Annotated in this window: 12 protein-coding genes; 3 read left to right on the forward strand and 9 right to left on the reverse strand. The window is 50.9% G+C overall.

All coding sequences use genetic code 11. The features are described 5' to 3' along the window. Nucleotides 1–172 precede the first annotated feature (172 nt). Entirely contained in the window at nt 173–1,399 is a 1,227-nt protein-coding gene (locus L1F29_RS18695; RefSeq protein WP_258383573.1) for an MFS transporter, read from the forward strand. 87 nt (nt 1,400–1,486) lie between these two features. On the opposite strand, the gene L1F29_RS18700 is transcribed toward L1F29_RS18695, so the two are convergent. Further along, entirely contained in the window at nt 1,487–2,248 is a 762-nt protein-coding gene (locus L1F29_RS18700) for an SDR family oxidoreductase (RefSeq protein WP_258383574.1), read from the reverse strand. Between the two features lie 194 nt (nt 2,249–2,442). Between L1F29_RS18700 and L1F29_RS18705 the strand changes: the two genes are divergently transcribed. Beyond that, nucleotides 2,443–3,444: a LacI family DNA-binding transcriptional regulator gene (locus tag L1F29_RS18705; protein WP_258383575.1), complete on the forward strand. Its 1,002-nt coding sequence runs from the start codon at nt 2,443–2,445 to the stop codon at nt 3,442–3,444. Here the strand turns inward: L1F29_RS18705 and L1F29_RS18710 are convergent. Next, entirely contained in the window at nt 3,435–4,301 is an 867-nt protein-coding gene (locus L1F29_RS18710; protein WP_258383576.1) for an AraC family transcriptional regulator, read from the reverse strand. The genes L1F29_RS18705 and L1F29_RS18710 overlap by 10 nt on opposite strands. Nucleotides 4,302–4,410: 109 nt before the next feature. Between L1F29_RS18710 and L1F29_RS18715 the strand changes: the two genes are divergently transcribed. Further along, a complete protein-coding gene (locus L1F29_RS18715; protein ID WP_258383577.1) occupies nt 4,411–5,523 on the forward strand; it encodes a glycoside hydrolase family 88 protein in 1,113 nt (370 codons plus the stop codon). A 99-nt stretch (nt 5,524–5,622) separates the two neighbouring features. On the opposite strand, the gene L1F29_RS18720 is transcribed toward L1F29_RS18715, so the two are convergent. The 7 genes from L1F29_RS18720 to L1F29_RS18750 all read right to left on the reverse strand — a co-directional run bounded on the left by L1F29_RS18720 (nt 5,623) and on the right by L1F29_RS18750 (nt 12,296). Then, on the reverse strand, nt 5,623–6,705 hold the full coding sequence (locus L1F29_RS18720; protein WP_258383578.1) for a lactonase family protein: 1,083 nt from the start codon (nt 6,703–6,705) through the stop codon (nt 5,623–5,625). A 243-nt stretch (nt 6,706–6,948) separates the two neighbouring features. Then, nucleotides 6,949–7,881, reverse strand: a complete 933-nt coding sequence (locus tag L1F29_RS18725; RefSeq protein WP_258383579.1) for a manganese-dependent inorganic pyrophosphatase — start codon at nt 7,879–7,881, stop codon at nt 6,949–6,951. 111 nt (nt 7,882–7,992) lie between these two features. Next, nucleotides 7,993–8,859, reverse strand: a complete 867-nt coding sequence (gene rpoD / locus L1F29_RS18730; RefSeq protein WP_258389732.1) for an RNA polymerase sigma factor RpoD — start codon at nt 8,857–8,859, stop codon at nt 7,993–7,995. A gap of 353 nt (nt 8,860–9,212) precedes the next feature. Further along, entirely contained in the window at nt 9,213–10,160 is a 948-nt protein-coding gene (locus L1F29_RS18735) for an alpha/beta hydrolase (RefSeq protein WP_258383580.1), read from the reverse strand. A 95-nt stretch (nt 10,161–10,255) separates the two neighbouring features. Next, complete coding sequence (locus tag L1F29_RS18740; protein WP_258383581.1) at nt 10,256–10,807, reverse strand: DUF1697 domain-containing protein; 552 nt, start codon at nt 10,805–10,807, stop codon at nt 10,256–10,258. Between the two features lie 48 nt (nt 10,808–10,855). Further along, complete coding sequence (locus tag L1F29_RS18745) at nt 10,856–11,056, reverse strand: DUF4177 domain-containing protein (protein WP_258383582.1); 201 nt, start codon at nt 11,054–11,056, stop codon at nt 10,856–10,858. A gap of 55 nt (nt 11,057–11,111) precedes the next feature. Beyond that, nucleotides 11,112–12,296 carry an MFS transporter gene (locus L1F29_RS18750; RefSeq protein WP_258389733.1) on the reverse strand — a complete coding sequence of 395 codons (1,185 nt, stop codon included), beginning with the start codon at nt 12,294–12,296 and terminating at the stop codon, nt 11,112–11,114. Between the last annotated feature and the right edge of the window lie 87 nt (nt 12,297–12,383).

Below are 12,383 nucleotides of genomic sequence, written 5' to 3' on the forward strand. Positions count from 1 at the left end.
CCTCCTTAATTATGGAAACGTATAACTCTAATTTCCCCCATTGGCAGGAAGCTTAATCGATGAACCGCAATTCGCTTTTTCCAATTATTCCGAGTTGAATTATTGCTGAATCTACATAAATCCTACAATTCCAGCACATCATACATAAATTAACCCAGGATGGAGGCGTAACTTGAAGACAGCAAATACCGGAGCAATCATGGCGCTTTCCTCTGTCCCCTTAATGATGACGCTCGGCAACTCCATGTTCATCCCGATTCTGCCCGCCTTGTCCAAAAAGCTGGGCGTCAGCTCCTTGCAGATCAGCATGCTGATTAGCGTCTACTCCATCATCGCGATTCTACTTATCCCTATAGCCGGTTACTTGTCCGATCGCATAGGCCGTATGAAGATCATGATCCCTTGTTTATGCTTGGCTGCAGTCGGCGGCCTGATCTCGGCGCTGGCGGCTTCGATGACCGCAGACGCCTATTGGATCATTTTACTCGGAAGATTGCTGCAGGGTGCGGGTGCCGCCGGATCGGCCCCTATTGTATTCCCGCTTACGGGCGATTTGTTCAAGAGCGAGAAGGAGGTCAGCAGTGCCCTAGGCCTGGTCGAAACGGCTAATACGTTCGGTAAAGTGCTTAGTCCCGTCTTGGGCGCTTTGTTGGCATGGATCATCTGGTATTTGCCCTTCTATGCAATTCCGCTGCTGAGCATGATCTCCGTGCTGCTTCTGCTTCTATTCATCCATGTTCCCAAACATAAGCCGGGTGAAGACGAGCCGCTGCCATTGCAATTATTTCTGCGCAACATCAAGCGGCTCTTCCACGAGAAAGGCAAATGGTTATTCGCGGTCTTTCTAGTAGGAGGAACCTGTATGTTTGCTGTCTTTGCAGTGCTGTTCTATTTATCGGACCGGCTGGAATCTCGTCATCACATTGACGGAATTGCCAAGGGCGCTCTTCTTGCGATTCCACTGACGGTTCTCTGTTTATGCTCATATCTCACAGGCAAGCTGATCGGGGAACGAAAGAAACGGATGAAGCGGCTGTCCGTCATCAGCTTGTTCGTTCTCGCGCTGGCTTCACTCGCTTGCGGATGGTTGCATGGCTTGCCGCTTGTAATCATATTTGTGTTGACTAGCGTGGCTGCAGCCGGGATCGGTACAGCGCTTCCTTGTATGGATGCCTTGATTACCGAAGGAATCGATAAGAAAGAACGGGGAACGGTTACATCGTTGTACAGCAGTATGCGTTTCATCGGTGTGGGACTAGGGCCGCCTGCGGCTTCACTGCTTATGAATTCGGATGCAAGTGCTCTATTCTATACGTTAGCGGGAATATCGGCATTAACGGCTTACGTAGCGCTTGTGTGGATTAAGCCGGGAGAGCATAAGCCGGAGCAGGTTTACTAGATCGAATAACTACACGAGTCAAGCTTATCAAATAAAAGCACCTGCTCGCTTGAATGAGCAGGTGCCATATAACTTCCAATAGTCATGTTAGATCGTCATTGCACCGTAACCGCCATCGACCCGAAGCATGGCTCCGGTCACGAACGAAGATGCTTTCTTCGAAGCCAAGTAGACGACCGTGCCATCCAGCTCCTCGGGATCGCCGAAGCGGCCCATCGGAGTATGGCTCATAATGGACTCTATTCGCTCCGGGGATAATATCTTCCGGTTCTGCTCTGCCGGGAAGAAGCCCGGAATAATAGCGTTCACGCGCACGTTATGAGGAGCGAACTCCCGCGCCAGAAATTGCGTCACACTGTTGACGCCGGCTTTGGAGGCGGAATAGGTAAAGACGCGCGAGAGCGGCGGATCGGACGATACCGATGAAATATTAATAATGGAGCCGCCCTCTCCCTGCTCGATCATCTTCTTGCCGAAAATTTGACAAGCTAGCACGACACTCTTCAGATTCACGTCCATGATACGGTCCCACTCGGACATCTCCAAGTCAAAGAACGGCGTCGCACTATTCGTCCCCGAGGCGTTCACTAGCGTATCGATCCGCCCTCCCCATGCTAACGCTTGTTCCAGAACGGCTTCAAGCTGCTCCTTGCTGGTTGCATCTGCAGCAACCTTCATGGCTTCTCCGCCGGCCGCCTCGATCCGGCTGCACACCGCTTCCGCCTTCTCCATATCCCGGCCGACTATGACGACCTTCGAGCCGGCTCCAGCCAGCGCGCCAGCCATGCTTCCTCCCAATACACCATTTCCGCCGATTACGACGGAAACGGTTCCGCTTAGATTAAACATTGCTTCGTTGCCACCTTTCAAGCATTATTGGCATGGTTACAACCTGTCTCATCGAAATAACAACGTTGTTAAAGTCATCATAACGAAACCGGTATCGCTTGTCTACTCAAACCTGCTCACCCTATCTTTCGCATCTCCAATCCATTATGATAAGAACTGACAACGTTGTTATTCGAGGAGGTACGGAGTCCGTCATGATTACAATTAAAGATATTGCGGCGCGTGCCGGAGTCAGCTTCTCCACGGTTTCCAAAGCGCTGCGGAACAGTCCGCTCGTACAGGATTCCACCAAACGCCTTATTATGGACATTGCCGAGGAGATGGGCTACCGTCCGAATATTGCCGCACGCAAGCTCGTCTCGAAGAAGAGCGGCGCCATCGGAGTCGTCTGGCCGTCTATCGAACGAACCGCTCCTTCTTCCCTACTGACGATAATCAACGCGGAATTAGAACTCAGCGGATATACGACTCTGTTGTCCATCAACCGCCTTGAATCCGCAATCGAGATCTTCCATCGCTTTCAAGTCGATGCCATCCTCGTCTTCGGAGATCATAGCGGTCAAGCATCCCGGCTGGCATCGCTGGCAGCGTCCATCCCCATTCTTATTTATGGATCGGGTATTCACTTGCCGTTCATGACGGTAGATGTAAATCGCAGTAAGGCTACCCGTCTGGCGGTTGGCCACCTGATCGAAATCGGCCATCGCCGTATCGGCTATATCGGCAGACCGGAACAGCCTGATCCGCTCCAGTTGGAGAAAATCGACGCTTTCCGGGCAGAAATGAAACGATATGGCGCTCCATGCCCGGAGGATTGCATCGTGCCGATTCAAGGAATGGAGTATCATGACGGTTACGCCGCGGCGAAACAGCTACTGCAATCAAGCAATCCGCCTACCGCCCTAATCAGCGGCAGCTTCGATCTCACCCGCGGCATCTTAAAAGCGATAACGGAAATCGGTCTAACCGTTCCTCGCGATCTCTCTGTCGTCAGCTACGATAACATTCCGCAGATGTCCGATCTTGACATTCCGATGACCGTAGTCGGCGTTGAAATTCAACACACGGCCCAACAAATTTCCGGAACGCTGATCGCGATGCTGGACGCACCTTTTTCCGAGAAGACCCTTATGCTGGAGCCCGAGCTTATCGTCCGCGCTTCCACGGCTCCACATCAAGAGATCCATCAAGGTTGATTGCGGTACTTCAGAGGCGTTATGCCGACCACCCTCTTGAACAATTGAATGAAATAAGAGACGTTCGGCAGTCCAACCTCAATGCCAATCCGCTCGATCGGGATGTTGGTCGTCTGGAGCAGCCGGCAAGCCTGTTTGATTCTTCTTGCGGTCAGATATTCCGTAATGCTGCTTCCCGTCTCCTGCCGGAAGATCCGGGACGCGTAAAATTTCGACAGATGTGCCGCTTCCGCTGCTTGCTCCAGACTGAACTCATCCGCATAATGCGCTTCGATCCATCTCATAATCGTTTCCGAATAGCGCACCGATTGAGGCAGGGTCCGTTGTTCGTCTGCTTCCCCGGATGCAGATCTTAGCGCATGTATGCCGCTCACCAGCTGCATGATGAGATAGGCAATTTCCTCTTGCGACTCTCCTCTGCCCTCGCCATCCACACTATGAAACATGTCCAACAACCGTTCCATATGGACGGCATCCAACTTGAAATCGTAACCGTGTTTCTTCCTATGACCTTGATACAGCTGGATGAACTGACTGTAGCGCAATGGGAATACATCCCTGCACCCCGACATGACGATCGGGTCAAAATGCAAAATCGTCCTCACATAAGGAGAATCCGCGCTTACATGGGCATATACCTTGTGCAGCTGGTAGGGCTGAAAGAAGAAAAGCATCCCGCGGCGGATCTCATACGTCAGCTGATTGACGATCACACTTCCTTGTCCCTCATGGACGAAGAGGATCTCGCAGCATGGATGCCAATGATAATAGCCGCCGAAATTGGCTTCGGTCCGGATCCGGTAATTCCACTGCAGCTGCTTGCCGCCGAACTTGATGGGATCGAAGAGTAGATTCATCGCGACCTCCGTATAGAGCAATTGAGCAACATTTTCTCACATCGTACCACAACTTTCTTCCGGAAAGAACCGCTATAATCGAACCATTATAGCGACAGGAGGAATGTCAATGAACACGCTTGATTATGCGGAACTCTTATCCAGACTGGAAGCGAAGGTAGATCGAATGATAGGCCAAATCGGAACCAAAAGCCCTCATTTCGCCGGGGTTGACGGGAAGTACGACGATCTTCAGACCGATTGGTGGACAAGCGGATTCTGGCCGGGGATCCTCTGGGTGATGTACGATATGACCGGCAAATCATCGTACAAGGATGCGGTATGGGACAAGGACGAGGAGCTGGAGAGATGGTTCATTACCTCGACCGAGCAGCTTCATCACGATGTCGGCTTCCAGTTCTTATCGACGGCGGTGATCAAGCATACGATTACCGGCGATGCGGACGGAAGGCGCAGAGGGCTGGAGGCCGCCAACTTCTTGGCCTCGCGCTTCAATCTGTCCGGCCAATTCATTCGCGCATGGAATGCCGATAAATACGGTTGGGCGATTATCGATTGTATGATGAACATCTCGCTCCTGTTCTGGGCAAGCCGGGTGTCAGGCGACCCCAGATACCGCCATATTGCGGTCCGCCATGCGGAGACGACGATGCAGTACGGCGTCCGTGACGACGGATCGGTGAATCATATCCTCTCGTTCAATCCCGAGTCGGGCGATTTCATCGAAGCTTTCGGAGGACAAGGCAGCGCACCGGATTCCTCCTGGAGCCGGGGAACGGCTTGGGCGCTGCACGGGTTTGCCAATACCTACCGTCATACGGGCGACATTCGTTTTCTGAATACGGCCAAACGGATTGCTCATTATTTTCTGGCGTCGCTGCCCGATGATCATGTTCCTTACTGGGACTTCCGTCTCGAATCGTTCGAGAATGAGCCTCGCGACAGCTCTGCCGCTGCAATTGCCGCATCCGGATTGTTAGAAATCGCGGAAGCCGTCCCTCTAGCGGAGAAGGCTGTATATAGCAATGGCGCTCAACGGATTCTGAAGGGCTTGACCGAGCGCTATGCAACATGGGAGCTGCCTGGTCACGAGGCGATACTTCTCGGCGGAACCGGCAGCAAGCCGGGCAGCTTCTGTGTGGATGGCTCCCTGATCTATGGCGATTATTATTATATCGAAGCCATTGCCAAGCTGAACGGCTGGAAGCATCGGATTTACTAATTCACTGAGCCTGGATATCGATCAGCGATATCTTACGACAATAGAAGAGACTGACGGCTCACAACGCCATCAGTCTCTTCTATTTCATTATGGGTATATCTAGCCGAGCCGTACGGGACGTACGCATACAGGCTTGGATGCGTGAACGCTGTTTCCTGTATAGTGAAGCTTCCCGGACTCCTTATCTACCCGGAAGGTAACGATATTGTTCGTATCGCGGTTCGCCGCAATCAAATAGTGACCGCCCGGCGTAAGCGCGAAGTGGCGGGGATGGCTGCCTTCTACAGATACATGCTCCACCAGCGCAAGCTTGCCCGTCTCGGCGTTAAATGCGTAGACGACGAGGCTGTCATGGCCCCGATTGGATCCATATACGAATCTCCCGTCCTCGGAAACGGCAATCTCCGCGCAGGAGTTGTTCCCCGTGTAATCCGCCGGCAGTGTCGGAACCGTCTCAACGGGCGTCAGCTGCCCCCGTTCGGCATCATATGAATAGCTCGTGATGGAAGAATTCAACTCATTGATAACGAAAGCATATTGGCCGTCCGGATAGAAAGCGAGATGCCGCGGTCCTGCCCCCGGTTGCTGTTCAACCTCGCCATGGTAATTCAGCAGGCCGCGCTCCGCATCGATGGAATACGTACGAATGCGGTCGATGCCTAAATCTTGAATAAATACGTAACGGCCATCCGGGCTGAAGAACGCCGAATGCGGATGAGGCCGATCCTGGTTCGGATGAACGCTATGCCCTTCATGCTGCTTCATATCAAGCAATTCACCTACTTGACCGTCCGCCTTCAAGGATACGAGTCCAATCATGCCGCCATGATAGCTGGATACGACGAGCAGCGGATGAAGCGGGTCTCGTTGAATATGGCAGGTGGAAGCGGGAACGCTCTGCTGACGGTTCAAGAGGCTTAACGCACCTGTCTGACCGTCGATCGCGAAGGCTGCAACCTCCGCTGTTTTGCTTCCGTCCGGCGTTTGCTGTTCGCCGATCGCGTAGAGAAGTTGACGCTCCGGATCGACATCAAGGAAGGTCGGATTCTTCAATCCTCCGGTTTGATCAAGGAGCGTGAGCTGTCCGTCTTCCTCATTGAAGGCGTACACATATACGCTGCTGTTATCAGGTTCAGCATAGGATCCGGTGAAGATGTATAATGGCTTCTGCTTTGCTGTCATTTACAAATTCCCCTCTGCAATTATTTTTTTCCGCTCCGGTCGGTCAACGAATGCTGGAGCGGCGAGATCGTATTCGAACTCGTACACGCTGTCCCTATCATAGTATAGTTTGACCTGTAAATGCTAATTTCAGGGACAGATTATCGTATATTTCATTCGGGTAATGACGGGTATACGGAATGACATCTGTTAAAAAAACACCGTGGCGGATAACATCCACCCGGTGTTTTTGGTCGTATTCCATTACATTTTGGTTAATGTTTCGGTCAACACAGGTACGATTTGCGATTTGCGGGAAACAACGCCCTTCAGAAGCGCTTTGTTATCATCCAGCGAAACGTTGTAAGCTTTCTCAACGGCATTCGCCGTACGTCCTAACGCCAGGGCAACGGAATCGTTGTTCAAGATATCGGTCACTACGAATACGAACAGGTCCAAGCCCTTTTCTTCAATGATGCCGTTAAGCGCTGTTTCCAGCTCGGCTTGCTTAACCAGCACATCGCTCGTATCGACAGCGTTCACTTGCGCGATTTCAACTTTATAGCTGCCCATTTGGAATTCTTTCGCATCCAGGGAAATCAGCTGCGCGATCGATTTGTCGCTCAGATCGGCGCCTGCTTTCAGCATATCCAGACCGTAGCTATCTGCATTCACGCCGGCAATTTCCGCCAGCTCGCGAGCAGCGGCTACGTCTTGCTCCGTACAGGTCGGCGATTTAAACAGCAGGGAATCGGAAATTATGGCGGACAGCATCAGCCCGGCAATCGGCTTATCGATTGCAATGCCGTTCTCTTTGTACATTTTATTAAGAATCGTCGCCGTACAGCCTACAGGCTCGCAACGATAGTATAGGGGATGGCTAGTTTCGAAATTAGCGATCCGGTGATGATCGATCACTTCGATAACACGCACCTGATCGATATCATTGGCACTTTGTTGACGCTCGTTGTGGTCGACAAGGATGACTTCTTTCGCTTCGTTAGCTACCGTTTCAACAAGACGCGGCGCCTCGACTTGGAACTTGTCCAAAGCAAATTGAGTCTCCCCGTTGACGCTTCCAAGACGGACTGGCTCAACGTTCAAGCCCAGTTTGGATTTCAAATCCGCATAAGCGATAGCCGAACAGATTGTATCGGTATCAGGGTTCTTATGACCGAAAATAAGTACTTTTTCCATCATCTTGCTCCTTATTTATTATGTTGGCAAGTTAAATAGACCTTCAAGGCTGCCACAAAAAAGATTATACCGTGAATCCCGATGCGAATCCAGCGTCTTCCTTCAATTCGATTAGTCCAAAAAATCTTTCAGCTGCCGGCTGCGGCTTGGATGTCTCAGCTTACGCAGCGCTTTGGCTTCGATCTGACGAATTCGCTCGCGCGTCACGCCGAAATGCTGGCCGACTTCCTCCAGCGTCCGGGTCCGTCCGTCATCGATTCCGAAACGCAAGCGAAGTACGCCCTCTTCCCTCTCGGTTAGAGAATCAAGCACAAGGCTTAGCTGTTCTTTAAGCAGTTCATATGACGCCGATTCAACGGGAGTCATCATTTCGTGATCTTCGATAAAGTCGGACAATTTCGAATCATTCTCTTCACCGACCGGCGTATCGAGCGAGACGGGCTCCTGGGCCATCTTCATAATACTGCGAACCTTATCCGCTTCGATATCCATCTCCTGGGCAATTTCCTCATAGCTCGGTTCGCGTCCAAGCGACTGCAGCAGCTTGCGGGCGGTGCGGTTAAGCTTGTTGATCGTCTCGATCATATGAACAGGAATCCGGATCGTACGCCCTTGATCGGCGATCGCGCGGGTAATCGCTTGACGGATCCACCATGTCGCGTACGTGCTGAATTTAAACCCTCTCTTATAGTCGAACTTATTGACTGCTTTGATTAAGCCCGTATTGCCTTCCTGGATCAAGTCAAGAAACAGCATGCCGTGTCCGACATACCTTCTGGCAATGCTGACGACCAGACGGAGATTCGCTTCCATCAGTCGTTTCTTCGCCTCTTCATCCCCTTGCTCAATCCGCTTGGCCAGCATGACTTCGTCTTCGGCTGAGAGGAGCGGAACCCTTCCGATATCCTTCAAATACATGCGAACCGGATCGCTGTTCTTCATTCCGGGCGGCAGCGACAGGCCATCCAAGTCGTTCATGTCCCCCGATTCCCGATCCTGTCCCTGCAAAGCCTCTTTCTCCCCGTTCAAACGGTCTTCTGTCATATACGGCTCCCTCCACATTTACGTTGGGTCAATAGAACCAGAAATACTCATTGACAAACAAAATTATTATGTGATATGATTAATCCAAATGAACACGAAATAAATCTTGACTTTTATCATTCATTTTAACATATCCTCTCATGGCTGACAATACTTTTTTTCAGAACTTTTTTCGTAACTTGTCTAACTGATGCCTTTCGGCGTCAGTTTTTTTGTTGCCGTCACATCATTCACACAAAAAAAGCCGGACTTATCGTCCAGCGTTACTCTAGTTGAATGATGAGGTCTTACGCATGACCGGCATCTTGATCCAATAACCGATGTGCTTGAAGCCACTTCATGATATCGTCATAGACTTGCTCGCGTTCGATTTCATTCAGAATCTCATGACGCATGCCGTCGTACAGCTTCATCGTGACATCGGTTAAACCGGCTGCACGGTAGGCATGATAAGCTTCCTCGACCATCTTGCCATAAGTTCCGACCGGGTCGTCCGTACCGGAGAGCAGTATGGTCGGCAGCGATTTGGGCGTATGGCTGATGTTCGTCCGATCGGTGATAAAGAGCAAACCGTCGAACATATCCCTAAACCCGCTGGCCGTGAAAATAAATCCGCAGTGCTCATCGGCTACGAATTGGTCGACTATCGTTTGATCGCGCGACAGCCAATCTTGATCGGTTCTGATGGGTTGGAACCGGTGATTGAACGATTGATACGTCATCCGGTACAGAAACGTGCTCTTGAAACGGCTGCCTCTGGACCAGACCTCCCATGCGGCAATCAATCGGGCCAGACGAAGCAGCAGCCGGCCATAATGCGCGGTCCCCGTCAGGATCAATCCATCCAGGCCTTCTCCGTATTTCACGGCATAATGGCGTGCCATGAACGAGCCCATACTATGGCCCAGCATCGTTAATCTCTTGCCGGGATAGGCTTCCCTGACCAGCTTGGTCAGGTGATGCAAATCATCCACCATGAGAGCCCAGCCGTCCCGCTCGCCAAAATAACCGAAATCTTCACTATTCTGAGCCGACTGACCGTGCCCACGGTGATCATTGGCAAACACGACGAGCCCTCGCCCTGTCAAGTATTCTGCGAATGATTCGTACCGCCCCGCGTGCTCGCAGGACCCATGAACCAGCTGTACGATGCCCGTAATAGGCACGCCTATATCCGGTTCCCAACGATAGACATGAATCGGGCGGTCAAGCATTCGAAATTGGGAGCTTCTCACCGGCATCTCCTCCTGTCGTTTTCCGAACGAATCATCCCTTTTCATCATTTTATCAGATTACTTTATAACGTTCCAAGAGGTTGCTGTGGAAGAACTCAGCCCTTTCGATTACGATGAAGGCTAATCATTTTGTTAATTGTGGCCCAGTTTCGCGTCGTTCCCGAAACACGCAGCTTTTTCTCAATGAAGTTATTAGAGAATAACGTTTTGCCATAGCTTGAATGAACGAGTATATAAACTTCCCGATCCTGGATATGAAACTCGTCAATTTCGTTCTGGAATGCCATCAAGGCTTCGACTGCTTCGGGTGACGGCTTTTTCGATAAGAAAGTCACATACAGCTTATCCTTCTCTGTGAACGCATTCAGGTCGTAAGGATTATTAGCGATGACGGATTCCAGCTCCTCAACGGTTCGGATGATTACAGGAACCTCGTAACCAAGCGCCTCATACAGCCCTTTTTCGATACGAAGGGTTAATGCCTCCGTATCCAGGTCGTCCGATAGGAAGAGGACGTTACCGCTCTGTATATATGTCGTGACGCTGCTCAACTGTAAAGATTCGAATATCATTTTCAAATGATCCATCTTGATCAGCTTTTGGCCGCTTACATTAATGCCGCGCAGCCATGCGACGTAGCTTTTCATGACATGTCCTCTCCTTTCCCAATTCAAGCCTGCTATATCGTAGGAGCGCTAGACTCTCCGTTTGAAGATCATAATAAGGTCCTTGGACTGTCCTTGGGTCATGCTTGTATCAAAGCAAGAAATCAGCTCCCAGCCTTCATAGCCCTGCGAATTCAGCAGTTCATCCAATTCCTCTTGATTTACCTTTCCTCCGAGGAATCCACCGGTCTTATATTTGAGTGTACGATATTCCCATTGCGTTTGAAGCATGTGTTACCCTCTTTCTTTGTTAGTAAAAAAATAATAGGATTAGAATCTGTTCAAGCTAGATTCCGCTCGAAATGCCGGCGATCTGCCTCTTCTCGATCCGGAGCACGAACAGAATCAGCAGCATGGATGCGGATACCAAGCATAACGGGATGACGAAGATAATCGGATTATAACCGCTTATAAGAAGCGGGAACATGTAGCCTAACAGAGAGGCCGATAACGATATAAAAACATACAAACTGGAGCCGAAGCCGGTGCGATTGACGAACATGCGCTGTACGTACCCCATAGCTACTCCGTATAATATCGAGACGAAGAAGGAGTAGACAGGCTGTACGATGAAGAAGACCGGCAAAGCGGCGGATGACGCATAGACAGCATAAGTAATGAAAGCACCCACGCCCCCGAGCAGAATAATCCGTTTACTGCCGTACTTTGCCGCCCAATAACCCGCAATCGTCATAAACAACAGCTCGAATACGGCTTGAATGCTCCATATGTATGACATGAGCTCCGGACGTCCGAACAAGTCCTTGACGACCAACGGCAGGTATAGACCCCGAATCGCATCCGCGCATGCCAGCATGAACAATGCGACCAGCATGAGCATGGAGAACGGCTCTCCTGTTCTCGCTTCAGCCTTTACCGTCTCTCCCGTATATTCCTTATAAAACAACAGCAGCAAGAATAGTGCAGCATATCCGGTCATATTGCCCCATAATACGCCTTGGAAGGTCGCGAGCAAATATAAGTTCGCCCCGATCAACAGGCCGACGAAGAAACCGATGCTCAGACCTGCCCGCAGCCATATTTGGGCCATCTCGACAATATCGGATGCCAGCCGGACAAAATGATTCCGTGACATCGCAAACAGCTGTCCCATGATTAATCCGGAGGGGGCTACCGCGATGCACATGCCGATAAGCGCCGACCAGTAAGTATCCGCGCGAAGATAGAGCAGTAACCCGAGCATACACAATGCTGCAGCGCACATGGCCAGCAGCTTCCTGCTCTTCAATCGGTCGCTCCAGATGCCGACAATCATCGTTGTCGTCATATTGAGCAGCAAGGATGCGGCGAATACGGATACAACTTGACCTTTGGATAATCCGATGCTTTCGCTAAGGTAGATGGAATTCATAGGTGCCAGAATGCCGGTTCCGATCCCGTAACAAAATAATGTTAGCAGCAGCCACATTGCACCTTTGACCTGTAGAAACCGTTTCATGTCGGACAGCACACCCAAACGGATCGCCTCCCGCTTCCTAGTCGTGGAATCGAACAAAGTTTATGACAGCATACTTCTGTTGTCAAGGGACTGCAGTAC

The sequence above is a fragment of the Paenibacillus spongiae genome (genome assembly GCF_024734895.1).
Lineage (GTDB): Bacteria > Bacillota > Bacilli > Paenibacillales > Paenibacillaceae > Paenibacillus_Z > Paenibacillus_Z spongiae.